This window comes from Microbacterium sp. JZ37 (genome assembly GCF_035188445.1).
Classification (GTDB): Bacteria; Actinomycetota; Actinomycetes; order Actinomycetales; family Microbacteriaceae; genus Microbacterium; species Microbacterium barkeri.
Genome location: NZ_CP045253.1, coordinates 850,870 through 877,239 on the forward strand (window position 1 = coordinate 850,870; position 26,370 = coordinate 877,239).

The following is a 26,370-nucleotide window of genomic DNA, read 5'->3' on the forward strand; positions in this document are numbered from 1 at the left end:
AGCTTATCGGCAGTGCGGACAGGACACGGCGCCGCCCGGGATTCCCGGGCGGCGCCGTGCGACGCTCTCAGGCCTGGACGGCCAGCGCGAAGCGCACGCCGTCGGGCGTCACCTCGGCGTCGAGCACCTTGTCGTCGAGCTCGACGGCCGCCTCCTGGGGGAGGAAGACGCGAACCGGGCCGCTCTCCACCACGGCGTCGGCGGCCTCAGGCGAGGGCGCGAGCGTGAGCGTGTACCCCTGCGGGGAAGAGCTCGAGCCGTCGATGCGCAGGCCCGCGGTGGCGGGATCCGGCGACTGGTCGACGATCGTTCGGACGGCGGTCTGGGCGTTCTCGGTGAGTGTGAGCATTCGGCTCTCCTTCCGTCGGGCCAGCCACGATTCCGAGAACGCCGCCGGGATGCAACCCCCGGACGCGACACGGCGCCGATTCACACGGGATGCACATGTGCATCCGGCGAATCGGCGCCGTGACGAGCGGGCTCAGTGAGCCGCTTCGTAGGCCTCGAGCACGGCGGCGGGGACGCGCCCGCGCTCGGAGACGGAATAGCCGTTCTCCTTCGCCCACGCGCGAACCGGTCCGTAATCGGTCTGGCCGGAGCGCCGGCGGGTCACGCGCGATGCGCTCGAATTCGTCGAGCCGGATCCGCTTCCGACGCGGCGGCCGGCCGAGATGTAGCGCTCGAACTGCGCGCGGAATTCCGCCGCGTTGTCGGCGGAGAGGTCGATCTCGTAGCTCTTTCCGTCAAGGGCGAAGAGGACGGTCTCGCCTTCTCCGGGCTCGAGAACGGTGTCGTCGAGGTCGTCAACAAGCTGGTGGATGATCTTTCGGGCCATATCTCGAATGTAGCGTCAGAAGGCGCCAATTCGAGCACAATTCGCGTCTGCCCGGGGATATCAGGGCAGAATACCGGCGCGACGTGCTTTCGCGACCGCGGCCAAACGCGTCGAGGCGTCGAGTTTCGACATCGCGGCGCCGAGATAGGCCTTCACGGTTCCCTCGCGAAGACCCAGCTGAGCGGCGATCTCGGCATTCGTCGCACCGAGAGCAGCGCAGGCGAGCACGTCGACCTCGCGCGGGGAGAGGTGCACGGTCGGCTCGGCCGCCGGACGAGGTGCCGACACGGCCACGCCGGAGAGCGCGGCGAGCCGACGCTCGACCTCCTCGAGACGGGATCGGATGGCGCCGTCATCGACGGCGGCCGCGATGCGCCGCAGCTCGGCGTAGGTCTCCCGCAGCTCCTCCTGGTGCGCGGGCGGGAGCACGGCCGAGGACTCCGCCGCCGCCTCCCGTCGCCGCCGCGACGCGTCGAGCGCGGCGATCTGGCTCGCGAGCCGGTCGGCGACCTCGACGGCGGGAGCCGCGGCGACCCCGCCGACGTTCCACTGGCCCCAGGCGGCGCCGTAGAGCACGCCTCGTGCGCGCCCCTGGACGATGACGGGGACGGCGAGGAGGGTGCCGATGCCCTCGCCGAGGATGTACGGGTCGTAGTCGTGCGTGATCTGCTTCGCCGTGCGGTAGTCGCTCGCGAAGCGGGGGCGCAGCTCCATGATCGCGCGCCCGCCGAGGCCGCGCTCGGGGCGCACCGCGAGCCCGTCGAGCGCCGACGTCCGCGTGCCGTGGAAGGCCGACATCGCGACGCGGCCGTCCTCCAGGAGTCCGCCGAACGCGACGGGGAAGCGCGTGCGCCGAGCGAGCTCGTCGACGGCGCCCGCGACGAGCCGCTGCTCATCGGCTCCGCGAGACGGCAACACTGTCTGCACCGGGGATACCTACTTTCGGGGGTGACGACCGCTCTGTCGCTTTCCGTAGCGTCGAAGATATCACCGGCGAGGTGCCGGAACACCGGCTCTGCGAACACGCAGTGCGGCAGGGACCATGCGGCAAGGAGGCCTCATGACTGACTCTCCGGGCGGCGTCGCCCCGACGACGTCGATCGACTATGCGGCGGTGGAGGATTCACCGCGATTCCGCGAGCTGAAGCGCACCCAGCGGAGCTTCATCTTCCCGCTCGCGGCATTCTTCCTCGTCTGGTATTTCCTCTACGTCGTCCTCGCGGGCTTCTTCCCCGAGTTCATGGGGCAGAGGGTGTGGGGAGATATCACCGTCGGCCTGCTCTTCGGATTGGGCCAATTCGTCACGACATTCGCGATCACGATGGGATACGTGGCCTTCGCGAATCGCCGACTCGACCCGATCTCCGCCGAGATCCGGTCTGAACTCGAGCGGAAGGCGGCCGGCGCATGAGCGCATGGATGGCAGCGGCACCTGCGCAGATGGAGAACAACCCGATCCTCAATATCAGCGTGTTCGGCGCCTTCGTCGCGGTCACGCTGTTCATCGTCATCAGGGCGAGTCGCAACAACAAGACCGCGGCGGACTTCTACGCCGGCGGGCGCTCGTTCAGCGGGCCGCAGAACGGCTTCGCGATCGCGGGGGACTACCTCTCCGCCGCGTCGTTCCTCGGCATCGTCGGCGCGATCGCGCTGAACGGGTACGACGGGTTCCTGTACTCGATCGGCTTCCTCGTGGCGTGGCTCGTCGCGCTGCTGCTCGTCGCCGAGCTCATGCGCAACACGGGCAAGTTCACGATGGCCGACGTGCTGTCGTTCCGCCTGCGGCAGCGTCCCGTGCGGATGGCCGCTGCGATCACGACCCTCGCGGTGTGCCTGTTCTACCTCCTCGCGCAGATGTCGGGAGCGGGCGGCCTCGTGTCGCTTCTGCTCGGGGTCGGCGACCGCGTCGGCCAGTCGGTGGTCATCGCGGTCGTGGGCGTCCTCATGGTCGTCTACGTGCTCATCGGCGGGATGAAGGGCACGACCTGGGTGCAGATCGTGAAGGCCTTCCTCCTCATCGGCGGCGCCATCGCGATGGCGATCTGGGTGCTCGCGCAGCACGGGTTCGACTTCAACGGCCTCCTCGGCGCCGCGGTCGCGAACGCGTCGGCAGGCGAGGCCATCCTCGCGCCCGGCCTCCAGTACGGTGCGAAGCCGCTCGACTTCCTGTCGCTCGGGATGGCGCTCGTGCTCGGCACGGCCGGCCTGCCGCACGTGCTCATGCGCTTCTACACGGTGCCGACGGCGAAGGAGGCGCGTCGCTCGGTCGTGTGGGCGATCTGGCTCATCGGGCTGTTCTACCTGCTCACGCTCGTGCTCGGCTACGGCGCGGGAGCGCTCGTCGGCGCGGAGACGATCGCGGCCGCGCCGGGCGGCGTGAACTCGGCCGCCCCGCTGCTCGCGCAGGCGCTCGGCGGCCCCGTGCTGATGGGGTTCATCTCCGCCGTCGCGTTCGCGACGATCCTCGCGGTCGTCGCGGGCCTCACGATCACCGCCGCGACCTCGTTCGCCCACGACATCTACGCGAACGTCATCAAGAACGGGCGCGTGGAGGGCGACGGCGAGGTGCGGGTCGCCCGCATCACGGTGCTCGTGATCGGCGCGCTGGCGATCGTCGGCGGCATCGGCGTGCAGGGGCAGAACGTGGCGTTCCTCGTGGCGCTCGCGTTCGCGGTCGCGGCGTCGGCGAACCTGCCGACGATCCTCTACTCGCTGTTCTGGCGCGGCTTCACGACGCGCGGCGCGGTGTGGAGCATGTACGGCGGCCTCGGCACGGCCCTGGTGCTCATCATCTTCTCGCCCGTGTTCTCGGGCACCGAGACGAGCGTGTTCCCCGCCGCCGACTTCGCGATCTGGCCCTTGAGCAACCCGGGGATCGTCTCGATCCCGGTCGGGTTCCTCCTCGGGTGGATCGGCTCGCTGACCTCGCGCTCGGCGGAGGACCCGCGTCTCGCGGCCGAGATGGAGGTGCGCTCGCTCACCGGGTTCGGTGCCGAGAAGGCGGTCGAGCACTGAGCGGCGTCCACTGAGGCGGAAGGAGCGCCGACCCGCGGCCTACTCGCGGGTCGGCGCTCCCGTGTGCGGCGGGCGGATGGCCTCAGGCGCCGAGCGCGTCCTGCTCGAGCTCGATGAGGTGGCGCTTCAGCTCGATGTCGCCGCCGTAGCCGCCGATCGTGCCGTCGGCGCGGATGACCCGGTGCACCGGGACGATCAGCGAGTAGGGCGTCGTGCGGCAGGCCGTGCCGACCGCGCGGGCGGCGCGCGGGCGCCCCGCCATGGCGGCGACCTCGCCGTAGCTCGCCGTGGTGCCGTAGGGGATCTCGCGCACCGCCTCGAGGGCCTCTCGCGTGAAGCCCGTCGCGAGGCGCCAGTCCAGCGCGAGGTCGAAGCGCCGGCGCTCGCCCGCGAAGTAGCCCTCGAGCTGCGCGGCGAGCTCCTCGGCGGCGTCCGAGCCGTCGTCGGGAAGGAGGGCGCCGCGCAGCTCGCGGGAGACGGACTCGAGCGCCCACTCGGGCTCGGCGGCGAGACGCAGCGCGACGAGGCCCTCGTCGGAGAACGCCGAGACCGCGTCGCCGACGGGCGTGGGGAGGATCGCGTACCGGTAGGTCATGCGTCCATCCTGAAGGGGCGGACGGCCGTGCGGCGCTCGCGCGGAGCGGCCGGGAGCCGACGCGCCGATGGAGAGCGCCTGTGCAGACGGCGTCGCAGGGGCCGTGCGCCCGGGTAATCCGGCGAAACTCCGCGGCACGCGGGTGACTTTGAGGCGCGTCCGCCTACCCTGACTGGTGTGCTGCCCGCTGAAGACGACGCCGTGGAGACCACGAGGCTCGTGCCCGTGACGCCCGCGGACCTCCGCGTCGCCGACCCCGACGTGTCGGTCGCGCATGTCGCGTCCTCCGAACGGGAGCAGCTGCGGTCGCTGGCCGGGGCGCTCGGCGGACGGTCGCCGCTCCTGCGCTATCGGCCGGCGCCCGAGTCGGGCATCGAGATCACGAAGGCGCACCCCGGCAGCCTCCCGCAGTTCATCACGGGACGGTCGACGCTGCTGTCGAACCTCTTCCGCGACGAGGTCGCGCTGCGCACCGCCCGCCTGGCCGCGGAGCGGATCACGGCGAAGAACCTCGAGCTGCGCACCGTGCGCGGCATCGACGCCGTGCGCCTCGCGGTCGGCCTCGCGACGTGGCGCGTCGGCGACGAGGAGTTCGTCGCGCCGGTCCTCCTGCGCCCGCTCGCCATCCGCCGCCATCACTCCGACTTCGAGCTGAAGCTCCACGGCCGCTTCGCCGTGAACCCCGAGCTCGTCCGCATCGCGCAGGACCACTTCGGGATCGACATCGACGGCGACGCGCTCGCCGAGCTCGCCTACGACGAGGGCGTGTTCAAGCCCCAGCCCGTGATCGACCGCCTGCGCGGCCTCGTCGCGCACGTCGACACCTTCAGCGTCAAGCCGCGGCTCATCGTCTCGACGTTCGCGGAGGTCGGCGAGGTCATGGCGCGCGACATGCGCGAGCTCGACCATCCGGTCCTGAACGCGCTCGCCGGCCACCCCGACGACCTCGCTGCCCTGGGCGCCCAGCGCCCGGCACCCGCCGTGCCGCACCCCGATGAGCGCGCGCCGGCATCCGACATGCTCCTGCTCGATGCGGATGCCGAACAGGAGCGCGTGCTGGCGCGCATCACGGCCGGACAGTCTCTCGCGGTGCACACCCTGCCCGGCACGGGCGGCACGCAGACGATCATCAACGCCGTGGGCGCGCTCGTGCGCGACGGCAAGCGGGTCCTCGTCGTGAGCGCGCGCCGCTCGACCCTCGAGGGCATCCGCCATCGTCTCGCGGGCATCGGGCTCGACGCCCTCGCGGTGTCGCCGACCGACCTGCGGCGCGACCTCATCCGCGCGATCGGCCGCAACGAGAAGGCGACGCAGCCCAAGGTCTCCGACATCGACGACGCCCTCGTGCGCCTCCGCTCGGTGCTGCGCGATTACCGCCACGCGCTCACGCGCGTGCACGACGGGCTCGGCATCTCGGTGCTCGAGGCGACGCGCACCCTCACGCGGCTCGCGGCCCTGCCGACCCCGCCGTCGACATCCGCCCGCCTCGGCATCCGGGCCCTCGAGCAGCTCGCGGGCGACCGCTCGAAGGCCGCATCGACCCTGGCGCTCGCCGCGCGCCTGGGCGAGTTCCGCGTGGGCCCCGACGACTCGCCGTGGTACGGCGTCTCCTTCTCGTCGACCGACGACGCCCGTGCAGCGCATCGGATGGCCGGCAAGCTGCACCGCACGAGCGTGCCGAACCTCCTCGAGCGCGGATACGAGCTCATCTCGCAGACGCGGATGCGCCCGTTCACGACGATCGACGAGCTGGGGGAGTACCTGCGGCTCCTGCACGGGATCCGCGACTCGCTCGACCGGTTCACGCCATCGGTGTTCGAGCGCCCGCTCGGCGACATGATCAAGGCCTTCGGACCGCGACGGGAGTCGGGCCTGCCCGGCGCGCAGCGCCGGCGCCTCAAGCGCCTCTCGAAGGAGTACCTGCGCCCCGGTGTGCACGTGACCGACATGCATGCCGCGCTGTCGCGGATCCAGCATCAGCGTCAGCAGTGGCAGCAGCTCGTCGACGTCGGGACGATCCCCGAGCTGCCGCTCGGACTCGCCGACGTGCAGGTCGAGTGGCAGCGCGTGGAGGCCGAGCTGAGCGAGCTCGACGCGGCCCTCGGGCGCGGGTCGCGGCTCGCATCGATGCCCGTGGAGCGTCTCGTGCGCACGCTCGCCGGGCTCGCCGCCGACTCCGACGTCTTCGACAACATCGTCGAGCGCGCCGAGCTGCGCGCCGAGCTGTCGCGCCTCGGCCTCGAGCCGCTCCTGACCGAGCTGTCGGTCCGGCATGTCGACGAGGAGCGCGTGGGCGAGGAGCTCGAGTTCGCGTGGTGGCAGTCGGCCCTCGAGCACCTTCTGCAGAGCGACCGCGCGCTGCTGGGCGCCAACACGTCGGTCGTCGACCGGCTCGAGCGCGACTTCCGTCTCGTCGACGAGGCGCACGCCGCGGCATCCGGCCCGCTGCTCGCCTGGCAGCTCGCGACGCAGTGGAAGATCGGCATCGTCGACGAGCCGGGCGAGGCGGAGGCGCTCAAGCGCTCCCTCACGCGCGGCGACGTGAGCGCCGAGGCGCTCGCCTCGATCGCGCCGACCCTGTCGCGCGTCATCGCGCCGGTCTGGATCGCGTCGCCCTACGACGTGCCCCTCATCCCCGACGCGCCGGGCTTCGACGTCGTGCTCATCGCCGACTCCGGGGCGATCGGCCTCGCGGAGGCGGCCCCGGCCATCCGCCGCGCACGGCAGGTCGTCGCCTTCGGCGATCCTGTGACGCAGCGGCCCCTGCCCTTCTCCGTCGCGGTGCTCGAGAGCCCTCCCGCGGGCGGCGAGCAGGCCAGTGCGTTCGAGCGCCTCGCCGACGTGCTTCCGGTCGAGACCCTGACCCGCAGCTACCGGGCGGGCGGCGAGGACCTCGCCGAGCTCGTGAACGACGCGTTCTACGGCGGCGAGATCGTGTCGCTCCCGTGGGCCGGGTCGTATCTCGGCCGCGGCAGCCTGTCGGTCGACTACGTCGAGGGCGGCTACGGCGCGCCCGACCCGGAGAGCGGCGCCGTCGAGAGCCCCGATGCCGAGGTCCAGCGCGTCGTGACGCTCGTCGTCGAGCACGCCGTGAACCGCCCGCACGAGTCGCTCATGGTGATCACCGCGAGCCGTCGGCACGCCGAGCGCATCCGCTCCGCCGTGACGACCGCGTTCGCGGGCCGCTCGGATGTCGCGGACTTCGTCGCGCGCGACACGACCGAGCCGCTCACGGTGCTCACGCTCGAGGAGTCGGTCGCCGAGAGCCGCGACCGCGTGATCTTCTCGCTCGGGTACGGTGTGACCAAGCACGGCCGCGTGCTGAGCGACTTCGGCGACCTCTCCACGCCGGACGGCGAGAGGCTCCTGACCGTCGGCATGACCCGCGCGCGGCGCTCGATGGTGATCGTGTCGTCGATCCGGCCCGCGGCCGACGACGGCCGCCTCGAGCACGGCGCGGCCATCCTCATGGGCATCCTCGCGAGCATCGACGGGCGGGGCCGCGAGGCGCGGCGCGAGGACGACGCGGATCCGCTCACGCGCGTGCTCGCGCGCGAGCTGCGCCGACTGGGCGTCGCCGTCGACGTGGACTACCACGGGATGCTCCCGCTCGTCGCGCAGCGCAGCGGCAAGGCCGTCGTCGTGGAGAGCGACCCCGAATCGCAGGACGCGTCGCTGCGCGAGTCGCTCCGGCTGCGCCCGCACGCCCTGCGGCGGCTCGGCTGGCACTACGTCCGCGTGCACGCCTTCGACCTGTACAGCGACCCTGCCGCGGTCGCCGAGCGCATCGCGGCCGTGCTGGGCGTCTCCGCCGACACGCCGCGCGTCGACCCGGACACCGAGCCGCTCGCCTTCTGATGCCGGACGAGCCTCGTCAGCGGGTCGAGCGCGTCGCCGGCGCGCGTCGAGCCCGCCTCACGCGCGTGGAGGGCACGCTCGCCGACGCGGATGCGGAGGCGACCCTGCGCGACGCGGACGCGGGCGGTCGCCCCGCTGCGGGGGAGAAGGGCGCCAACGACGAGCGGCTCCGGAGGGATCGTCCGCCGCACTGGTGACGCGGCCATCCGCCCCTCAGACGGAGAAGGGCGCCTCCCGAACGGGAGGCGCCCTTCGTCATGTGCGCGCGGGTCAGCGGGAGGTCTGCTTCGCGAGCAGGTCGCGGATCTCCGCGAGGAGCTCCTCCTGCGTGGGAGCGGGGACGTCCTCGGTGACGCCGAGCTTGGCCTTGCGGCGCTCGGCGAGCTTGTTCATCGGCAGCACGAGCGCGAAGTACACGACGGCGGCCACCGCGAGGAAGTTGATGATCGCCGAGATGATGCCGCCGATGCCGAGGTTCGCCGTGGCGAAGAGGCCCGGGATCGGGATGACCCAGCTGGCGAGGTCGCCCGAGGGCACGAAGGCGCCGATGAGCGGGTTGACGAGGTTGTCGACGACGGCCGTGACGATCGCGGCGAACGCGGCGCCGATGATGACCGCGACCGCGAGGTCGATGACGTTGCCGCGGGAGATGAACTCCTTGAAGCCCTGGATCATGGTGGTGGTTCCCCCATCTGCCGACGACGCCGGCGAGAAGTCGAACCGCGGGGCGTCAGGCGCCGGCCGCGGCGGGAGCGGAGGCTCCCGACCCCGATGATGGCGCAGACGAGGACGCGGATCCAGCACCCGCGCCGGAGGAGGACGCAGTATTCCGCGAGTCCGTGCGGTAGAAGCCCGCGCCGTTGAACGTCACGCCGATCGAGCCGTACTGCTTGCGCAGCTCGCCCCCGCACTCGGGGCACTCGGTGAGCGAAGGGTCGCTGAAGGCCTGGACGGCGTCGAACCGGTGGCCACAGGACTTGCAGGCGTAGGCGTATGTGGGCATGGGTCCTCGTTCGGATGATGGAGCGGAGTCGTCAGCCGCGGAACGCGACGGTGCGCGTCGGGGTCACGACGCCGTCGACGGACTGATCATGGAGATCGCGCGGAACGCGATCGACCAACTCGGAATCATAGATCACCGCGTATACAGGCGGCCTGTGCGCCATCGAGCCGAGCGTCTTGTCGTAGAAGCCCCGGCCCCAGCCCATCCGCAGCCCTTCGCCGTCCACTGCCGACGCGGGCACGACGAGGAGGTCGACGTCGTTGACCGCGATCGGGCCGAGCACCTCGCCGACGGCCTCGGGAACGCCGTACGCGCTCTCGATCTCGTCGCCGTCCGCGCTCGCGGCCGTCCAGTCCAGGAGGCCGTCCGCACGCGTGATCGGCAGCAGCACGCGGAGGCCGCGCTCGAGGGCGGAGCGGATGAACGGGCGCGTGTCCGGCTCGGTCGGGCCCGACAGATAGCAGGACAGGGAGCGCGCGCCCAGACGCGCGACGAGCGCGTCGAGCTCGCGGTGGACGCCCTCTCCCGCCGCCTCGCGCTGCGCGGGCGAGAGCAGCTGGCGGCGCTCGCGGATCTCCGCGCGCAGGGCGCGCTTGGCCTGATCGAGCTCTCCGAGCATGTCCCGATCCTAGGAGACGCGCCCCGTGTCGCAGGGCGATCACAGGCGGATAACGGGGCATCGCCTAGGCTGTCAGCATGGATTCACCGAAGATCAAGGCGGTCATCCCCGCCGCCGGGCTGGGCACGCGCTTCCTTCCGGCGACGAAGGCCACGCCCAAGGAGATGCTGCCGGTCGTCGACAAGCCGGCGATCCAGTACGTCGTCGAAGAGGCTGTCGCCGCCGGCATCCGCGATGTGCTGATGATCATCGGGCGCAACAAGAACGCGCTCGCGAACCACTTCGACTCGGTCCCCGAGCTCGAGCGCAACCTCGAGAAGAAGGGCGACACGGGCCGTCTCGAGCGCGTCCAGGCATCCAGCGACCTCGCCGACATCCACTTCGTCCGCCAGGGCGACCCCAAGGGCCTCGGTCACGCGGTGCTGCGCGCCCAGGCTCACGTGGGCGACTCGCCGTTCGCCGTCCTCCTGGGCGACGACCTCATCGACGAGCGCGACGAGCTGCTCACGACGATGATCGACGAGCAGGCCAAGCGCGGCGCGCAGGTCATCGCCCTCATGGAGGTCGACCCCGACCAGATCCACATGTACGGCTGCGCCGACGTCGAGCCGACCGACACCGAGGGCGTCGTCCGCGTGAAGGGCCTCGTCGAGAAGCCCGCCAAGGAGGACGCGCCGTCGAACCTCGCGATCATCGGCCGCTATGTGCTGACCCCCGCGATCTTCGATGTGCTCGAGCGCACGGAGCCCGGCAAGGGCGGCGAGATCCAGCTGACCGACGCGCTGCAGGAGGTCGCGGCCGACGAAGCGGGCCCCGGGGTCTACGGCGTCATCTTCCGCGGGCGCCGCTACGACACGGGCGACCGCCTCGACTACATCAAGGCCATCGTCCAGCTCGCCGCGGACCGCGCCGACCTCGGCCCGGACCTGCGACCCTGGTTCAAGGAGTTCGCGACCACTCTCTGAGCCCGGTCGCTCGAGACATCTGCCGAGGAGTCGGATGGATACCCAGGCGTGGCGTGAGCACGGCGCGGTGTCCATCCGACTCGTGCGTCCGCGGGACGCGCGCACGCTCCAGCAGGAGCTGCTCGCGAACCGCTCGTGGCTGCGCCCGTGGGAGGCCACGAACCCCGACGGCGCCATCTCCTTCGACATGCGCGCCGGCATCCGGCGCCTGCTGCAGCAGTACCGCGACGGCGTCGGCGTGCCCCTCGTCATGGAGTACGAGGGCGTCATCTGCGGTCAGCTCAACGTGTGGGGGATCGCCCGCGGCTCCCTCTCGTCGGCGACGATCGGCTACTGGGTGAGCGAGCGGTTCGCGGGCCGCGGCATCACCCCGACAGCCGTCGCGCTCGCGACCGACCTCTGCTTCACCGATCTCCGTCTGCACCGCATGGAGATCTGCATCCGGCCCGAGAACGTGCCGAGCCTGCGCGTGGTCCAGAAGCTCGGATTCCGGTACGAGGGGCTGCGCCGTCGGTACATCCACATAGACGGCGACTGGCGCGACCACTACGCCTTCGCGCTCGTCCGCGAGGAGGTGCCGGAAGGCGTCCTCGCCCGGTGGGTCAGCGGTCGCGCGCCCACCGACGCCGCGGCCATCCCGCCGAGCGACACCCTCGCCTCCTGACCGCTCCGCGCGCGACACGCGGGCGCGAGCGCGGGCGGCGCACCGTCGTCGCCTACCTTTGTCTTCATGGGCGGGCAGATGCTGGGCGGCGGCGTGATCATCGCGGTCGCCGTGCTGCTCTGGATCGTCTACCTCCTCCCGACCTGGCAGGCGCGCATGCGCTACAACGCCGCCGAGCGCAACGCGGTCCGGCTCAACCAGGCTCTGCGCGTGCTCGCGGAGACGAGCGAGACACCCGACGAGATCCGCGTCGAGCTGAGCGCGCGCGAGGCACGTGCGCAGGAGAAGCTCGTGCGCCAGCTGCGCGCCGAGGACGAGCGGCTGCGCGCCGAGCGCGACCGCCTCGAGCTCGAGCGCAAGCGGATGGAGGTGCAGGCGCGCCTCGAGCGCGAGCGCGACGAGGCCGCGGCCGGTCGCGAACGCCGGCGCCGTGAGCTGGAGCTCGAGGCGGAGCGCCGCCGACGGGAGCTCGACGCCGCGCGCCGCGCTCCCGAGGTGCTCCGCGCGCGCCAGGCGCGCGCCCGTCGCGCCGTGCGGATGGCCGCCACCGTCGTCCTGCTCGCTGGCCTCGCGGCAATCGCCGTCGGCGTCGCCGCCCTCGCGCAGGGCGGAGCCGGGTGGTGGCTGGCGGGCGGTGCCGTCGCGACGCTCGTGGCGCTGCAGACGCTGAATCGGATGGCCGCGGTCGCGCGTCGCGCGAAGCGCCCGGCGGCCCCGGCGGCTGCGCCGATCGCCGAGGCGGCCCCGGCGGTCCGCCGGGTCGCGCCCGCGCTCATGGACCCCGAGGACCGCGGCTGGACGCCGCGCTCGCTCCCGGCGCCGCTGACGAGTGTCTCCGGCTCACGCGCCGCGCTCGCGCTCGACGGCGCGCGCGCACACGAGGCGCTCCGCGCGGCCGCGCGCGAGGAGGGGCTGCGCACGCAGATCGCGGCTCAGACTCCCGCGCCGGTGCCGATCACGGCGGCCCGTCAGCAGCAGCCGGCGTCGCCGTATGCGCGCATGGGGTTCGTCGACGACGCCGAGATCGAGGCGCACGTGCGCGAGTTGCTCGCCCGCCGCGCGGCCGGATGACCGCAGATGTCCGATCCGGTGCGGCGACGCCCCGATCGTGAGACGCTCTCGGCGGGTCGGAGCCCGTCCGTCCCGCTCGAAGGAGAACGATGACCCGCCCCGCTCGACTCGTGTTCGTCGGAGACTCGATCACCGATGCCGGTCGCGATCGCTCGCACGCCGCCTCGCTCGGACACGGTTACGTGCACCTCATCGCCGAGGCGCTCGGCGATGAGGCGCACGTGGTGAACGTCGGGGTCGGGGGAGACCGCGCCGTCGACCTTGAGCGCCGCTGGAACGAGGACGTGGAGGCAGCCGAGCCGGACGTGCTCACCGTCTACATCGGCGTCAACGACACCTGGCGGCGCTTCGATCGCGACGACCCCACCAGCGCCGAGGACTTCGAGGCGACCGTGCGCCGGCTGCTCGCGAGTGACGCCGCGCGCCGCGCACGGCTCATCCTCGTGGAGCCGTTCGTCCTGCCCGTGCGCGACGATCAGGAGGGGTGGCTCGACGACCTCGCGGCGAAGCGAGAGGTCATCGCGCGTCTCGCGGAGGAGCACGGCGCGTCCTTCGTGCCGCTGCACCGTCCGCTCACCGAGGCCGCCCGCACCGTGGGTGCTGCCGCGCTCGCGCCTGACGGCGTCCACCCCTCTGCCGAGGGCGCGCGACGGATCGCGGACGCATGGCTCGACGCCTGGCGACGCGCCTGACGCGCCTCGGTTTCGGCAAGCGGCTCGGGGTCTGGTAATGTATCTCGGGTTGCAAGGGCCCATGGCGCAGTTGGTAGCGCGTCTCGTTCGCAATGAGAAGGTCGGGGGTTCGAATCCCCCTGGGTCCACACTGAGTTGAGACAGTCGACAAGCCCCCGTCCATCGGACGGGGGCTTCGTCGTATCCGGCGCCCGGCACGTCGGCGCCGAGCAGGAGTCGTCGGGGCGCGGCCGTGCTGGCCCTGCTTCCGGGTTGCGACACGCCCGGGTGGTGGGTGGGTTTGCTGGGGGTGGGGGTTCGGCGTAATGTATTCCCTTGTCGCCGCCAAGCGGTGAGGTTGAGCCGGAAGGTTCCCCGCCCCAGGTCTGCGACGTACAACACAATCCCTGGTTCTGGTGAGGCTTTGGTCTTGCTGGTGCTGGGGGTGGATGGTTGCCCCGGAGGGCCGCGGCGGGAGTCGTGGGGCTGGGTGCGTCTGATCCTTGAGAACTCAACAGCGTGCACTTGTCAAATGCCAAATTATCCTCGTCCTGACCCGTTTGGGTTGGGTTGAGAATTCCTTTGGATCAAATTTTATGGTTGTCAGTTTTTGACATCCTTTTTGGTCATGATTGAACTCGCAGGTGCCTGTCCCGTTTTCCCGGGTGGGTGTCTGCTTTACGTTTTTTACGGAGAGTTTGATCCTGGCTCAGGATGAACGCTGGCGGCGTGCTTAACACATGCAAGTCGAACGATGAAGCCCAGCTTGCTGGGTGGATTAGTGGCGAACGGGTGAGTAACACGTGAGCAACCTGCCCCTGACTCTGGGATAACAGCCGGAAACGGTTGCTAATACCGGATATGCATCATGGCCGCATGGTCTGTGGTGGGAAAGATTTTTCGGTTGGGGATGGGCTCGCGGCCTATCAGCTTGTTGGTGAGGTAGTGGCTCACCAAGGCGTCGACGGGTAGCCGGCCTGAGAGGGTGACCGGCCACACTGGGACTGAGACACGGCCCAGACTCCTACGGGAGGCAGCAGTGGGGAATATTGCACAATGGGCGGAAGCCTGATGCAGCAACGCCGCGTGAGGGATGACGGCCTTCGGGTTGTAAACCTCTTTTAGCAGGGAAGAAGCGTAAGTGACGGTACCTGCAGAAAAAGCGCCGGCTAACTACGTGCCAGCAGCCGCGGTAATACGTAGGGCGCAAGCGTTATCCGGAATTATTGGGCGTAAAGAGCTCGTAGGCGGTTTGTCGCGTCTGCTGTGAAAACCCGAGGCTCAACCTCGGGCCTGCAGTGGGTACGGGCAGACTAGAGTGCGGTAGGGGAGATTGGAATTCCTGGTGTAGCGGTGGAATGCGCAGATATCAGGAGGAACACCGATGGCGAAGGCAGATCTCTGGGCCGTTACTGACGCTGAGGAGCGAAAGGGTGGGGAGCAAACAGGCTTAGATACCCTGGTAGTCCACCCCGTAAACGTTGGGAACTAGTTGTGGGGGCCTTTCCACGGTCTCCGTGACGCAGCTAACGCATTAAGTTCCCCGCCTGGGGAGTACGGCCGCAAGGCTAAAACTCAAAGGAATTGACGGGGACCCGCACAAGCGGCGGAGCATGCGGATTAATTCGATGCAACGCGAAGAACCTTACCAAGGCTTGACATACACCGGAAACGTCTGGAAACAGTCGCCCCTTTTTGGTCGGTGTACAGGTGGTGCATGGTTGTCGTCAGCTCGTGTCGTGAGATGTTGGGTTAAGTCCCGCAACGAGCGCAACCCTCGTTCTATGTTGCCAGCACGTTATGGTGGGAACTCATGGGATACTGCCGGGGTCAACTCGGAGGAAGGTGGGGATGACGTCAAATCATCATGCCCCTTATGTCTTGGGCTTCACGCATGCTACAATGGCCGGTACAAAGGGCTGCAATACCGTGAGGTGGAGCGAATCCCAAAAAGCCGGTCCCAGTTCGGATTGAGGTCTGCAACTCGACCTCATGAAGTCGGAGTCGCTAGTAATCGCAGATCAGCAACGCTGCGGTGAATACGTTCCCGGGTCTTGTACACACCGCCCGTCAAGTCATGAAAGTCGGTAACACCTGAAGCCGGTGGCCTAACCCCTTGTGGGAGGGAGCTGTCGAAGGTGGGATCGGTAATTAGGACTAAGTCGTAACAAGGTAGCCGTACCGGAAGGTGCGGCTGGATCACCTCCTTTCTAAGGAGCATCTCGGGCCCTTCGGGGTTCGCAGAGGCCCGTTTCGAGACGGATGTTCTCGACGGGTTGCTCATGGGTGGAACATTTGACAAGGCGCCTCAGCTGCGCTGGTGCTCTCAGTACGTCATGTCCTTCGGGGTGTGGTGGGAACGGGGTGCTGGTTGCGGGTGGGGCGCGTGCACGTTGTTGGGTCCTGAGGGCTCAGGCACCTTTGGTGGCTGGTCTTCGTGGGCCTCGTCTGAGCCGGCTGTCTGGTCGGGGAGGGTGGGGTGCCGCCCGTACTTTGAGAACTACACAGTGGACGCGAGCATCTTAAAGAAGCGAACGCAGGATCCTTTCGGGGGTTCTGTGGCTCATGTGATTTCAAGTCTTTAAGAGCAAACGGTGGATGCCTTGGCATCTGGAGCCGAAGAAGGACGTAGCAATCTGCGATAAGCCTTGGGGAGCCGATAAGCGGGCTGTGATCCGAGGATTTCCGAATGGGGAAACCCCGCCAGGCGGCGTGCTGACCTGGTGACTCCCGTCTGAATATATAGGGCGGGTAGAGGGAACGTGGGGAAGTGAAACATCTCAGTACCCACAGGAAGAGAAAACAACAGTGATTCCGTGAGTAGTGGCGAGCGAAAGCGGATGAGGCTAAACCGGATCGTGTGTGATAGCCGGCAGGTGTTGCACGTTCGGGGTTGTGGGACCATTCTGAGACCGCTGCCGCAGGTCTCGGTGGTACAGGTGCGTATAGACGAACGGTTTTGAATGGCCGGCCAGAGCGGGTGGTAGCCCCGTAGTCGACATGCGTTGCCTGCCGCGAGTGGTATCCCAAGTAGCACGGGGCCCGTGAAATCCCGTGTGAATCTGCCAGGACCACCTGGTAAGCCTAAATACTCCCAGATGACCGATAGCGGACAAGTACCGTGAGGGAAAGGTGAAAAGTACCCCGGGAGGGGAGTGAAATAGTACCTGAAACCGTTTGCTTACAAACCGTCGGAGCCTCCTTGTTGGGGTGACGGCGTGCCTTTTGAAGAATGAGCCTGCGAGTTAGTGATACGTGGCGAGGTTAACCCGTGTGGGGCAGCCGTAGCGAAAGCGAGTCTGAATAGGGCGATACAGTCGCGTGTCCTAGACCCGAAGCGAAGTGATCTATCCATGGCCAGGCTGAAGCGACGGTAAGACGTCGTGGAGGGCCGAACCCACTTAGGTTGAAAACTGAGGGGATGAGCTGTGGATAGGGGTGAAAGGCCAATCAAACTTCGTGATAGCTGGTTCTCTCCGAAATGCATTTAGGTGCAGCGTTGCGTGTTTCTTGCCGGAGGTAGAGCTACTGGATGGCCGATGGGCCCTACAAGGTTACTGACGTCAGCCAAACTCCGAATGCCGGTAAGTGAGAGCGCAGCAGTGAGACGGTGGGGGATAAGCTTCATCGTCGAGAGGGAAACAACCCAGACCACCATCTAAGGTCCCTAAGCGCGTGCTAAGTGGGAAAGGATGTGGAGTTGCTCAGACAACCAGGAGGTTGGCTTAGAAGCAGCCACCCTTGAAAGAGTGCGTAATAGCTCACTGGTCAAGTGATTCCGCGCCGACAATGTAACGGGGCTCAAGCACGCCACCGAAGTTGTGGCATTGACATTTTTGGTAGGCCTTCGTGGTCCAGCCGTGTTGATGGGTAGGAGAGCGTCGTGTGGGCGGTGAAGCGGCGGAGTGATCCAGCCGTGGAGGCCACACGAGTGAGAATGCAGGCATGAGTAGCGAAAGACGTGTGAGAAACACGTCCTCCGGAAGACCAAGGGTTCCAGGGTCAAGCTAATCTTCCCTGGGTAAGTCGGGACCTAAGGCGAGGCCGACAGGCGTAGTCGATGGACAACGGGTTGATATTCCCGTACCGGCGAAGAACCGCCCCAATCAATCCAGTGGTGCTAAGCGCCCAAAGCCAGACATCGCCGCCTTCGGGTGGCACCGTCTGGTGGAGCGCGCGACCCCATGCTGGTGCGGTTAGCGTATTAACAGGTGTGACGCAGGAAGGTAGCCCAAGCCAGGCGATGGTTGTCCTGGTCCAAGCATGTAGGCCGAGCCATAGGCAAATCCGTGGCTCACATAGGCTGAGATGTGATGGGGATGAAAAGTGGGTGATCCTATGCTGCCGAGAAAAGCATCGACGCGAGGTTCTAGCCGCCCGTACCCCAAACCGACTCAGGTGGTCAGGTAGAGAATACCGAGGAGATCGAGATAATCGTGGTTAAGGAACTCGGCAAAATGCCCCCGTAACTTCGGGAGAAGGGGGGCCCAGCGCGTATTAGAACTTGCTTCGAAAGCGTGTGTGGGCCGCAGAGACCAGTGGGTAGCGACTGTTTATTAAAAACACAGGTCCGTGCGAAGTCGCAAGACGATGTATACGGACTGACGCCTGCCCGGTGCCGGAAGGTTAAGAGGACCGGTCAGCCGCAAGGCGAAGCTGAGAATTTAAGCCCCGGTAAACGGCGGTGGTAACTATAACCATCCTAAGGTAGCGAAATTCCTTGTCGGGTAAGTTCCGACCTGCACGAATGGCGTAACGACTTCCCAACTGTCTCAACCACGAACTCGGCGAAATTGCATTACGAGTAAAGATGCTCGTTACGCGCAGCAGGACGGAAAGACCCCGTGACCTTTACTACAGCTTGGTATTGGTGTTCGGTGTGGCTTGTGTAGGATAGGTGGGAGACTGTGAAGCAGTGACGCCAGTCATTGTGGAGTCGTTGTTGAAATACCACTCTGGTCACTCTGGATATCTAACTTCGGACCGTGATCCGGTTCAGGGACAGTGCCTGGTGGGTAGTTTAACTGGGGCGGTTGCCTCCCAAAGAGTAACGGAGGCGCCCAAAGGTTCCCTCAACCTGGTTGGCAATCAGGTGGCGAGTGTAAGTGCACAAGGGAGCTTGACTGTGAGACTGACAGGTCGAGCAGGGACGAAAGTCGGGACTAGTGATCCGGCAGTGGCTTGTGGAAGCGCTGTCGCTCAACGGATAAAAGGTACCTCGGGGATAACAGGCTGATCTTGCCCAAGAGTCCATATCGACGGCATGGTTTGGCACCTCGATGTCGGCTCGTCGCATCCTGGGGCTGGAGTAGGTCCCAAGGGTTGGGCTGTTCGCCCATTAAAGCGGTACGCGAGCTGGGTTTAGAACGTCGTGAGACAGTTCGGTCCCTATCCGCTGCGCGCGTAGGAAGTTTGAGAGGATCTGACCCTAGTACGAGAGGACCGGGTTGGACGAACCTCTGGTGTGCCAGTTGTCCTGCCAAGGGCACCGCTGGTTGGCTACGTTCGGGATGGATAACCGCTGAAAGCATCTAAGCGGGAAGCCGGCCTCAAGATGAGACTTCCATCACCTTCGGGTGGAGAGGCTCCCAGCAGACTACTGGGTTGATAGGCCAGACGTGGAAGCCCAGCAATGGGTGCAGCTGACTGGTACTAATAAGCCGATGACTTGATAACACACCGTCTTCTGCGGTGCTCGCGTCCACTTTGTGGTTCCCGATGTACGGGCACCAGAAACTTTCATAGAGAAAGCTTGATGTCGAACACATCACCAGATGTTTCGGCGGTCATAGCGAGAGGGAAACGCCCGGCCACATTCCGAACCCGGAAGCTAAGCCTCTCAGCGCCGATGGTACTGCAAGGGGGACCTTGTGGGAGAGTAGGACACCGCCGGACTTAACCTGAACGAAAGGCCACCCAACGCCGGGTGGCCTTTCGTGCATCACACGGCACTCACCCGAACACCGCGTGGGCCACGGAGAAGATCACGAGGCCCGCGAGCGCGCCCACGACGGTTCCGTTGAGGCGGATGTACTGCAGGTCGCGGCCCACGAGCAGCTCGATCTTCTCGGTCGTCTCCTCGGCGTCCCACTTCTCGACCGTGTCGGTGATGATCGACGCGATGTCGTGGCGGTAGCGCTCGACGAGGAATCCCGCCGCGTCCACCACCCATCCGTCGACGCGACGCTGGATGGCGCGATCGGAGCCCAGGCGCCCGCCGATCTCGATGAGCGCCTCGCGCATCCGCGTGCGCAGCGCGCTGCGGTCGTCGCCGAGCGAGACGATGAGGCCGTTCTTCGCGGTCTCCCATGCGCTTCCGGCGAGCTCTCGGACGCGCGGGCTGTCGAACACGGCGACCTTCGCGCCCTCGAGCTTCGCGCGGGTCTCCGCGTCGTGCTGGAGGCTGTCAGCGAGACGCGCGAGATAGCGGTCGATCGCCTTCCTGGCGGGATGGGCGCCATCCGCTCGCACGGCATCGACGAAGGTCACGGTCTCGTTGTAGAGCGCGCCGTCGACGACGCGGTGGGCGAGCGAGGGCACCCAGGAGGGAAGCCTCCGGGATACGAGGCCCGCGAAGGCGTCGCGGTTGTCGGCGAGCCAGCTCGAGAGGCTGTCCGCGGCGAGATCCACGGCGGCGTGGTGCGCTCCCGTCTCCACGATGCGCTCGAGCCACACGCCGGCGGGCGTGCCCCACTCCGGCTCGATGAGGTGCTCGCGGGCGAGCGCCGCCACGAGGTCCTGCACGTCGTCGTCGCTCAGCGCCCGCAGCACGCCCTGCGCCATCGCCGCGCCCTCGGAGGACACCCGCTCGGCGTGCGCGGGCTGCGCGAGCCAGGCGCCGAGGCGCTCCGAGATGCGCGCCGACTGCAGCTTGCCGCGGACGACGGGTGAGGAGAGGAAGTTCGTCTCGACGAACTCCCCGAGCGAGCGCCCGATCTCGTCCTTCCGCGACGGGATGATCGCGGTGTGGGGGATGGGAAGGCCGAGCGGACGCCGGAACAGCGCGGTGACCGCGAACCAGTCGGCGAGTGCGCCGACCATCCCGCCCTCTGCCGCCGCGCGCAGGTAGGCGAGCGCCGGGACGGACTCCTGCAGCGCGAAGCCCAGCACGAAGAGGGCGGCCATGAGGAGGAGAGCGCCGAGGGCGACGGCCTTCATCCGACGCAGCGAGGCGAGGCGCTCGCGGTCAGCGGGAGACAGCAGCTCAGTCGGTGTGCGCGGCATGGCTCGATCCTCGCACGCGGGTCCGGAGGCCGGACGAGCTGAGCCCGCACCCTGCTGCGCGCGGTACGCTGGCGCGGTGATCGACGACATCCAGAAGCGTGCCCTGCACCGCACGCGCATCCTCGAGGGGCAGCTGCGCGGTCTCGGTCGCATGATCGAGGACGAGGACTACTGCATGGACATCATCACGCAGTCCCGGGCCATCCAGCGGTCGCTCGAATCGCTCAACAGGCTTCTCCTCGAGAACCACCTGCGCACGCATGTCACGCACATGTTCGAGAGCGGAGGCGACCACCGCGAGCAGGCCGTCGCCGAGCTCCTGCGCGCCTTCGACTTCGACGGGAAGTGACCCGCTCTACGGGAGGGTCTGGACCGGCTCGGTGTCGGGGATCGGAGACGCGTCCCGGCCTCGCAGATCCGGGAAGCCGCGCACGCACACGATCGCGACGACGAGCCCGAGCACGATGAAGCCGAGGGCGGTCATCATGGCGCCGCGCGGCCCGATGCCGTCGATCATGAAGCCGGCGATCGCCGAGCCGAGCGCGGCGCCGATGAGCTGGCCGGTGTTGATCCATCCGTAGGCCTCGGCCGTCTCGCTGAACTTCACACTCGCCGAGGTGATGGCGAACGACATCGCGAGCACGGGGGCGATGCCGAGCCCCGCGATGACGAGCGATCCGCCCAGCCACCACGCGTCGAGGGAGACGAGCGTGAGCCCCATGCCGACCGCGATGATCGCGTAGCGGCGGGCCATGGACCACGGCGACATGGGGAGGTTGCCGAAGGCCAGGCCGCCCACGAAGCTCCCGACGGCGAAGACCGCGAGGATGAAGCCCGACTCGACCGCGCCCTCCCCGAACGACGCGACGACGCCCGCCTCCGCCGCGGCGCACGCGCCGATGAGGAGGAAGCCGAGCACGGTGGTCAGCACGACGGTCGGCCCACGGAGCACGCGTCCGAACGAGCGCCGGCTGCGGGGGATGCGCACGCGTCCGAGCTCGGGGGAGAGGATGAACCACGTGCCTCCCGCGATCGTGAAGCCCACGATCATGACCAGGCCCACGACGGTCGAGATCTGCGTCGACACGAAGGTGATGAGCACGGGGCCTGCGATCCAGATGATCTCCTGCAGCGACGCGTCGAGCGAGTACAGGGCGGTCAGCTGCGACGCGTTGACCATCTTCGGGTAGATGGTGCGGACGGCCGACTGCACGGGAGGCGACGCGAGACCGGCGATGAGGCCGAAGAGGATGGTCACGGGCAGCGGCGCGGGCACGAGCGCGAGCGCCGCGATGGCGGCGGACGTGACGAGCGTCGTGAGGGCGAGGACGCGCCGCATGCCCCAGCGGCCCATCCAGCGGCTCGTCACGGGTCCGGCGACGGCCTGGCCGATCGACACGGCGGCGAGCACGGTGCCGGCCGCGCCGTAGGAGTGGTGGGTGTGCTCGACGTGGAGGAGAACGGCGAGTGCGACCATCCCTCCCGGGAAGCGCGCGGCCAGCTGAGCCGCGATGATGCGGCCGACGCCGGGCGTGCGCAGCAGATCACGATAGCCAGACACGCCTCTCACGCTATCCCGTCGGGATGGGGGCGAGGCGCGCCGCGGACGACACGCCGAGACACGCCGAAGGAGCTTCTCCACAGGACGTCGGATGTCGGTGGCCGGGCGTAGCTTCGCGCCTGTGGAGAACCTCCGCCGAGAGGTGCGAGAACCGCGTGATCCGGGCATTTTCGAGGGTGCTCGGGCGTTGTATCCCTGTGGAGGCGTCGGTGGATGGAGCTGTGGTGAACGGTGGAAAATCACACGGATGTAACTACTAGCCCTTGTGGTGCCCCCGAACGTCGGCACCCATATGTAGTATTGAGAGCCCGGCAGGGGTATGCCGGCCGAACACGGATCTGAGGGGAAAGACATGGCGATCACGGTCTACACCAAGCCTTCGTGCGTGCAGTGCAACGCGACCTACCGCGCACTCGACGCGAAGGGCATCGAGTACCAGGTCACCGACCTCTCGCAGGACGCTGACGCGCTCGAGCAGGTCAAGGCCCTCGGCTACATGCAGGCGCCGGTCGTCGTGACCGACGAGGACCACTGGTCGGGCTTCCGTCCCGACAAGATCGACGAGCTCGCCGCCCGTCTGGTCTGAACCGGGAGCGCGGGAGTGATGTCCCCATGACCGCGACGCTCTCGGCCACGACGGCGCCCCTGCTCGTGTACTTCTCGAGCGTGTCGGGCAACACGGCGCGATTCATCGAGAAGCTCGAGCGGCACTCGGAGGGCATCCGATCCGTCCGCATCCCGCTGCACTCGTGGGAGGCGCCCCTCCTCGTCGACGAGCCCTTCGTGCTCGTGACCCCCACCTACGGCGGGGGCCAAGGACGCGGCGAGGAGAAGGGCGCCGTCCCCAAGCAGGTCATCCGTTTCCTCAACGACGAGCGGAACAGACGACACATCCGCGGTGTGATCGCCGCGGGCAACACCAACTTCGGCGATGCGTTCTGCCTCGCCGGCGACATCATCAGCCGCAAGTGCCACGTGCCGCACTTGTACCGGCTCGAACTGTTCGGCACGCCCGAGGACGTCGACCGCGTGAGCGACGGATTGGAACGATGGTGGAAACGACAGCACTGACAGAAGCGGACTTCAAGCACAACGTGAAGTTCGACGGCATGGACTACCACGCCCTCAACGCCATGCTCAACCTGTACGACGCGGACGGGAAGATCCAGTTCGACGCCGACAAGCGGGCGGCGCGGGAGTACTTCCTGCAGCACGTGAACCAGAACACGGTGTTCTTCCACTCGCTCAAGGAGCGCCTGGACTACCTCGTGGAGAAGGAGTACTACGAGGGCTCGGTCATCGAGAAGTACCCGTTCGAGTTCATCGAGAAGCTCAACGCCTTCGCGTACGGCAAGAAGTTCCGCTTCGAGACGTTCCTCGGCGCCTTCAAGTACTACACGAGCTACACGCTCAAGACGTTCGACGGCAAGCGCTACCTCGAGCGCTTCGAGGACCGCGTCGTCATGACCGCCCTCGCCCTCGCTGACGGCGACCAGGACCTCGCGTGGAAGCTCGTGGACGAGATCATCTCGGGTCGCTTCCAGCCTGCGACGCCGACGTTCCTCAACGCCGGCAAGGCGCAGCGCGGCGAGCTCGTCAGCTGCTTCCTCCTGCGCATCGAGGACAACATGGAGTCGATCGCGCGCGGCATCAACTCGGCCCTGCAGCTCTCGAAGCGCGGCGGCGGTGTCGCGCTCCTCCTCTCGAACATCCGCGAGGCCGGTGCGCCGATCAAGCAGATCGAGAACCAGTCGAGCGGCATCATCCCGGTCATGAAGCTGCTCGAGGACTCGTTCAGCTACGCCAACCAGCTCGGGGCGCGTCAGGGCGCCGGCGCGGTGTACCTGTCGGCTCACCACCCCGACATCATGAAGTTCCTCGACACCAAGCGCGAGAACGCGGACGAGAAGATCCGCATCAAGACGCTGTCGCTGGGTGTCGTCGTGCCCGACATCACGTTCGAGCTCGCGCGCAACGACGAGGACATGTACCTGTTCTCGCCCTACGACGTCGAGCGCGTCTACGGTGTGCCGTTCGGCGACATCGCGGTGACCGAGAAGTACCGCGAGATGGTCGACGACCCGCGCATCAAGAAGACGAAGATCAACGCGCGCAAGTTCTTCCAGACGCTCGCCGAGATCCAGTTCGAGTCGGGCTACCCGTACATCATGTTCGAGGACACGGTGAACCGGGCGAACCCGATCAAGGGCCGGATCAACATGTCGAACCTCTGCAGCGAGATCCTGCAGGTGAACACGCCGACGACGCTCAACGAGGACCTCTCGTACGACCAGATCGGCAAGGACATCTCCTGCAACCTCGGGTCGCTCAACATCGCGCTCGCGATGGACTCGCCCGACTTCGGCCAGACGGTCGAGACCTCGATCCGCGCGCTCACCGCGGTCAGCGACCAGAGCCACATCCGCTCGGTCCGATCGATCGAGGACGGCAACGACCGCTCGCACGCGATCGGCCTCGGCCAGATGAACCTGCACGGCTACCTTGCTCGCGAGCGCGTGTTCTACGGCTCGGAAGAGGGCATCGACTTCACGAACATCTACTTCTACACGGTGCTGTTCCACGCTCTCCGGGCGTCGAACAAGCTCGCCATCGAGCGCGGCCAGGCGTTCGACGGCTTCGAGGAGTCGAAGTACGCCACGGGCGAGTTCTTCGACAAGTACATCGAGCAGGAGTGGGTGCCGCAGACGGAGAAGGTGAAGGAGCTCTTCGCGAACCACCACATCCCGACGCAGCAGGACTGGGTCGAGCTCAAGGAGTCCATCCAGAAGCACGGCATCTACAACCAGAACCTGCAGGCGGTGCCGCCGACCGGCTCGATCTCGTACATCAACAACTCGACGTCGTCGATCCATCCGATCGCGTCGAAGATCGAGATCCGCAAGGAAGGCAAGCTCGGTCGCGTCTACTACCCGGCGCCGTTCATGACGAACGACAACCTGGAGTACTACCAGGACGCGTACGAGATCGGCTACGAGAAGGTCATCGACACCTACGCCGCCGCGACGCAGCACGTCGACCAGGGCCTGTCGCTCACGCTGTTCTTCAAGGACACGGCGACCACGCGCGACATCAACAAGGCGCAGATCTACGCATGGCGCAAGGGCATCAAGACGATCTACTACATCCGACTCCGTCAGATGGCCCTCGAGGGCACCGAGCTCGACATGTGCGTCAGCTGCACGCTCTGACGGCGAAGAAAGAGGAACGAAGAGGATGACCGAGAAGCTGCAGCTTCTGGACCACGTCCAGGCGATCAACTGGAATCGCATCGAGGACGAGAAGGACGTGGAGGTGTGGAACCGCCTCACGGGCAACTTCTGGCTGCCGGAGAAGGTGCCGCTCTCCAACGACATCCAGTCGTGGAACACGCTCACCGAGCACGAGCAGCTGCTGACCATGCGCGTGTTCACGGGTCTGACGCTGCTCGACACGGTGCAGGCGACGGTCGGCGCCGTCTCGCTCATCCCCGACGCGGTGACGCCGCACGAGGAGGCCGTCTACACGAACATCGCGTTCATGGAGTCGGTGCACGCGAAGAGCTACTCGTCGATCTTCTCGACGCTGTGCTCGACGCAGGAGATCGACGAGGCCTTCCGGTGGTCGGTGGAGAACCCCAACCTCCAGAAGAAGGCCCAGATCATCATGGAGTACTACCGGGGCGATGAGCCGCTCAAGCGCAAGGTCGCCTCGACCCTGCTCGAGAGCTTCCTCTTCTACTCGGGCTTCTACCTCCCGATGCACTGGTCCAGCCGCGCGAAGCTCACCAACACGGCCGACCTCATCCGCCTCATCATCCGCGACGAGGCCGTGCACGGCTACTACATCGGCTACAAGTTCCAGAAGGGGCTCGAGAAGGTCGACGAGGCCAAGCAGGCCGAGATCAAGGACTACACGTTCTCGCTGCTCTACGAGCTCTACGACAACGAGGTGCAGTACACACAGGACCTCTACGACTCCGTGGGCCTCACGGAGGACGTCAAGAAGTTCCTGCACTACAACGCGAACAAGGCGCTCATGAACCTCGGCTACGAGGCGATGTTCCCGTCGACCGTGACCGACGTGAATCCGGCCATCCTCTCGGCCCTGTCGCCGAACGCCGACGAGAACCACGACTTCTTCAGCGGGTCGGGCTCGTCGTACGTGATCGGCAAGGCCGTCGCGACCGAGGACGACGACTGGGACTTCTGATCCCGTGCATGCGAAGAGGGCGGCTCCTTCGGGAGCCGCCCTCTTCGCGTCTGCCCGGCGTTTCGCCGCTTCAGCATGTC

The 26,370-nt window shown here is 67.2% G+C and carries 22 protein-coding genes, 1 tRNA gene and 3 rRNA genes; 17 read left to right on the plus strand and 9 right to left on the minus strand.

Annotation, left to right across the window (positions count from 1 at the left end):
• Positions 1-67 precede the first annotated feature (67 nt).
• The 3 genes from GC092_RS03790 to GC092_RS03800 all read right to left on the minus strand — a co-directional run bounded on the left by GC092_RS03790 (position 68) and on the right by GC092_RS03800 (position 1,762).
• Complete coding sequence (locus tag GC092_RS03790) at positions 68-349, minus strand: Fe-S cluster assembly protein HesB (protein WP_271173552.1); 282 nt, start codon at positions 347-349, stop codon at positions 68-70.
• Between the two features lie 132 nt (positions 350-481).
• Entirely contained in the window at positions 482-835 is a 354-nt protein-coding gene (locus GC092_RS03795; RefSeq protein ID WP_271173551.1) for a histone-like nucleoid-structuring protein Lsr2, read from the minus strand.
• A gap of 60 nt (positions 836-895) precedes the next feature.
• Positions 896-1,762: a LuxR C-terminal-related transcriptional regulator gene (locus GC092_RS03800; RefSeq protein WP_282979390.1), complete on the minus strand. Its 867-nt coding sequence runs from the start codon at positions 1,760-1,762 to the stop codon at positions 896-898.
• 133 nt (positions 1,763-1,895) lie between these two features.
• Here GC092_RS03800 and GC092_RS03805 point away from each other — a divergent pair, with 133 nt between their 5' ends.
• Complete coding sequence (locus GC092_RS03805; protein ID WP_271173549.1) at positions 1,896-2,246, plus strand: DUF485 domain-containing protein; 351 nt, start codon at positions 1,896-1,898, stop codon at positions 2,244-2,246.
• Positions 2,243-3,850 carry a monocarboxylic acid transporter gene (locus GC092_RS03810; RefSeq protein WP_271173548.1) on the plus strand — a complete coding sequence of 536 codons (1,608 nt, stop codon included), beginning with the start codon at positions 2,243-2,245 and terminating at the stop codon, positions 3,848-3,850. The genes GC092_RS03805 and GC092_RS03810 overlap by 4 nt, the downstream gene beginning before the upstream one ends.
• An 82-nt stretch (positions 3,851-3,932) precedes the next feature.
• On the opposite strand, the gene GC092_RS03815 is transcribed toward GC092_RS03810, so the two are convergent.
• Entirely contained in the window at positions 3,933-4,445 is a 513-nt protein-coding gene (locus tag GC092_RS03815; protein WP_282979389.1) for a methylated-DNA--[protein]-cysteine S-methyltransferase, read from the minus strand.
• Between the two features lie 168 nt (positions 4,446-4,613).
• Between GC092_RS03815 and GC092_RS03820 the strand changes: the two genes are divergently transcribed.
• Together GC092_RS03820 and GC092_RS03825 are read left to right on the plus strand one after the other, a co-directional pair.
• On the plus strand, positions 4,614-8,303 hold the full coding sequence (locus GC092_RS03820) for an AAA family ATPase (RefSeq protein WP_416383303.1): 3,690 nt from the start codon (positions 4,614-4,616) through the stop codon (positions 8,301-8,303).
• The gene (locus GC092_RS03825; RefSeq protein WP_324014147.1) at positions 8,303-8,500 is read left to right on the plus strand and encodes a hypothetical protein; all 198 of its coding nucleotides are present in this window, start codon (positions 8,303-8,305) and stop codon (positions 8,498-8,500) included. Before GC092_RS03820 ends, GC092_RS03825 begins: the two co-directional genes overlap by 1 nt.
• A gap of 73 nt (positions 8,501-8,573) precedes the next feature.
• Here the strand turns inward: GC092_RS03825 and mscL are convergent, their stop codons facing one another.
• From mscL to GC092_RS03840, 3 genes are read right to left on the minus strand one after another with little or no spacing between them, the layout of a single operon-like run.
• Positions 8,574-8,978 carry a large conductance mechanosensitive channel protein MscL gene (gene mscL / locus GC092_RS03830; RefSeq protein ID WP_324014148.1) on the minus strand — a complete coding sequence of 135 codons (405 nt, stop codon included), beginning with the start codon at positions 8,976-8,978 and terminating at the stop codon, positions 8,574-8,576.
• Positions 8,979-9,033: 55 nt separating this feature from the next.
• The gene (locus GC092_RS03835; RefSeq protein WP_282979386.1) at positions 9,034-9,306 is read right to left on the minus strand and encodes an FmdB family zinc ribbon protein; all 273 of its coding nucleotides are present in this window, start codon (positions 9,304-9,306) and stop codon (positions 9,034-9,036) included.
• A 31-nt stretch (positions 9,307-9,337) separates the two neighbouring features.
• Positions 9,338-9,925, minus strand: a complete 588-nt coding sequence (locus GC092_RS03840) for a 5-formyltetrahydrofolate cyclo-ligase (protein WP_324014149.1) — start codon at positions 9,923-9,925, stop codon at positions 9,338-9,340.
• A 77-nt stretch (positions 9,926-10,002) separates the two neighbouring features.
• On the opposite strand from GC092_RS03840, the gene galU reads away from it, so the two are divergent.
• The 8 genes from galU to rrf all read left to right on the plus strand — a co-directional run bounded on the left by galU (position 10,003) and on the right by rrf (position 19,191).
• Positions 10,003-10,890, plus strand: coding sequence for a UTP--glucose-1-phosphate uridylyltransferase GalU (gene galU / locus GC092_RS03845; RefSeq protein WP_271173541.1), 888 nt, complete (start codon positions 10,003-10,005; stop codon positions 10,888-10,890).
• A 34-nt stretch (positions 10,891-10,924) separates the two neighbouring features.
• Positions 10,925-11,554: a GNAT family N-acetyltransferase gene (locus tag GC092_RS03850; protein ID WP_271173540.1), complete on the plus strand. Its 630-nt coding sequence runs from the start codon at positions 10,925-10,927 to the stop codon at positions 11,552-11,554.
• Between the two features lie 66 nt (positions 11,555-11,620).
• A complete protein-coding gene (locus GC092_RS03855; RefSeq protein ID WP_324014150.1) occupies positions 11,621-12,625 on the plus strand; it encodes a large exoprotein in 1,005 nt (334 codons plus the stop codon).
• An 89-nt stretch (positions 12,626-12,714) separates the two neighbouring features.
• Positions 12,715-13,317 carry an SGNH/GDSL hydrolase family protein gene (locus tag GC092_RS03860; RefSeq protein WP_324014151.1) on the plus strand — a complete coding sequence of 201 codons (603 nt, stop codon included), beginning with the start codon at positions 12,715-12,717 and terminating at the stop codon, positions 13,315-13,317.
• 55 nt (positions 13,318-13,372) lie between these two features.
• Positions 13,373-13,445 (plus strand) — tRNA-Ala (locus tag GC092_RS03865).
• Positions 13,446-13,982: 537 nt separating this feature from the next.
• Positions 13,983-15,506, plus strand: a 16S ribosomal RNA gene (locus GC092_RS03870).
• Positions 15,507-15,867: 361 nt separating this feature from the next.
• Positions 15,868-18,972 (plus strand): 23S ribosomal RNA (locus tag GC092_RS03875).
• A gap of 102 nt (positions 18,973-19,074) precedes the next feature.
• A 5S ribosomal RNA gene (gene rrf / locus GC092_RS03880) occupies positions 19,075-19,191 on the plus strand.
• The 16S, 23S and 5S rRNA genes sit together here, the layout of an rRNA operon.
• A 57-nt stretch (positions 19,192-19,248) precedes the next feature.
• Here rrf and GC092_RS03885 read toward each other — a convergent pair.
• Entirely contained in the window at positions 19,249-20,520 is a 1,272-nt protein-coding gene (locus GC092_RS03885; protein WP_324014152.1) for a DUF445 domain-containing protein, read from the minus strand.
• 76 nt (positions 20,521-20,596) lie between these two features.
• On the opposite strand from GC092_RS03885, the gene GC092_RS03890 reads away from it, so the two are divergent.
• Positions 20,597-20,869, plus strand: coding sequence for a metal-sensitive transcriptional regulator (locus GC092_RS03890; protein WP_271174754.1), 273 nt, complete (start codon positions 20,597-20,599; stop codon positions 20,867-20,869).
• A gap of 6 nt (positions 20,870-20,875) precedes the next feature.
• On the opposite strand, the gene GC092_RS03895 is transcribed toward GC092_RS03890, so the two are convergent.
• Positions 20,876-22,081 (minus strand): MFS transporter, encoded by a 1,206-nt coding sequence (locus GC092_RS03895; RefSeq protein ID WP_324014153.1) that lies wholly within the window; start codon positions 22,079-22,081, stop codon positions 20,876-20,878.
• Positions 22,082-22,433: 352 nt separating this feature from the next.
• On the opposite strand from GC092_RS03895, the gene nrdH reads away from it, so the two are divergent.
• From nrdH to nrdF, 4 genes are read left to right on the plus strand one after another with little or no spacing between them, the layout of a single operon-like run.
• Positions 22,434-22,667, plus strand: coding sequence for a glutaredoxin-like protein NrdH (nrdH, locus tag GC092_RS03900; RefSeq protein ID WP_271174756.1), 234 nt, complete (start codon positions 22,434-22,436; stop codon positions 22,665-22,667).
• Between the two features lie 26 nt (positions 22,668-22,693).
• Positions 22,694-23,152, plus strand: a complete 459-nt coding sequence (gene nrdI / locus GC092_RS03905) for a class Ib ribonucleoside-diphosphate reductase assembly flavoprotein NrdI (RefSeq protein WP_271174757.1) — start codon at positions 22,694-22,696, stop codon at positions 23,150-23,152.
• Positions 23,131-25,290: a class 1b ribonucleoside-diphosphate reductase subunit alpha gene (gene nrdE / locus GC092_RS03910; RefSeq protein ID WP_324014154.1), complete on the plus strand. Its 2,160-nt coding sequence runs from the start codon at positions 23,131-23,133 to the stop codon at positions 25,288-25,290. The genes nrdI and nrdE overlap by 22 nt, the downstream gene beginning before the upstream one ends.
• Before the next feature lie 25 nt (positions 25,291-25,315).
• Entirely contained in the window at positions 25,316-26,290 is a 975-nt protein-coding gene (gene nrdF / locus GC092_RS03915) for a class 1b ribonucleoside-diphosphate reductase subunit beta (RefSeq protein ID WP_271174759.1), read from the plus strand.
• The last annotated feature ends 80 nt before the right edge of the window (positions 26,291-26,370 follow it).

Excerpts from the sequence above, each read along its gene's own strand:
- nrdE (WP_324014154.1), top strand. The coding sequence starts at position 23,131 with ATGGTGGAAACGACAGCACTGACAGAAGCGGACTTCAAGCACAACGTG.
- GC092_RS03815 (WP_282979389.1), bottom strand. The coding sequence starts at position 4,445 with ATGACCTACCGGTACGCGATCCTCCCCACGCCCGTCGGCGACGCGGTC.
- GC092_RS03860 (WP_324014151.1), top strand. The coding sequence starts at position 12,715 with ATGACCCGCCCCGCTCGACTCGTGTTCGTCGGAGACTCGATCACCGAT.
- GC092_RS03840 (WP_324014149.1), bottom strand. The coding sequence starts at position 9,925 with ATGCTCGGAGAGCTCGATCAGGCCAAGCGCGCCCTGCGCGCGGAGATC.
- nrdI (WP_271174757.1), top strand. The coding sequence starts at position 22,694 with ATGACCGCGACGCTCTCGGCCACGACGGCGCCCCTGCTCGTGTACTTC.
- GC092_RS03795 (WP_271173551.1), bottom strand. The coding sequence starts at position 835 with ATGGCCCGAAAGATCATCCACCAGCTTGTTGACGACCTCGACGACACC.
- galU (WP_271173541.1), top strand. The coding sequence starts at position 10,003 with ATGGATTCACCGAAGATCAAGGCGGTCATCCCCGCCGCCGGGCTGGGC.
- nrdF (WP_271174759.1), top strand. The coding sequence starts at position 25,316 with ATGACCGAGAAGCTGCAGCTTCTGGACCACGTCCAGGCGATCAACTGG.
- GC092_RS03835 (WP_282979386.1), bottom strand. The coding sequence starts at position 9,306 with ATGCCCACATACGCCTACGCCTGCAAGTCCTGTGGCCACCGGTTCGAC.
- GC092_RS03810 (WP_271173548.1), top strand. The coding sequence starts at position 2,243 with ATGAGCGCATGGATGGCAGCGGCACCTGCGCAGATGGAGAACAACCCG.
- mscL (WP_324014148.1), bottom strand. The coding sequence starts at position 8,978 with ATGATCCAGGGCTTCAAGGAGTTCATCTCCCGCGGCAACGTCATCGAC.
- GC092_RS03825 (WP_324014147.1), top strand. The coding sequence starts at position 8,303 with ATGCCGGACGAGCCTCGTCAGCGGGTCGAGCGCGTCGCCGGCGCGCGT.
- GC092_RS03805 (WP_271173549.1), top strand. The coding sequence starts at position 1,896 with ATGACTGACTCTCCGGGCGGCGTCGCCCCGACGACGTCGATCGACTAT.
- nrdH (WP_271174756.1), top strand. The coding sequence starts at position 22,434 with ATGGCGATCACGGTCTACACCAAGCCTTCGTGCGTGCAGTGCAACGCG.
- GC092_RS03790 (WP_271173552.1), bottom strand. The coding sequence starts at position 349 with ATGCTCACACTCACCGAGAACGCCCAGACCGCCGTCCGAACGATCGTC.
- GC092_RS03885 (WP_324014152.1), bottom strand. The coding sequence starts at position 20,520 with ATGCCGCGCACACCGACTGAGCTGCTGTCTCCCGCTGACCGCGAGCGC.
- GC092_RS03855 (WP_324014150.1), top strand. The coding sequence starts at position 11,621 with ATGGGCGGGCAGATGCTGGGCGGCGGCGTGATCATCGCGGTCGCCGTG.
- GC092_RS03850 (WP_271173540.1), top strand. The coding sequence starts at position 10,925 with ATGGATACCCAGGCGTGGCGTGAGCACGGCGCGGTGTCCATCCGACTC.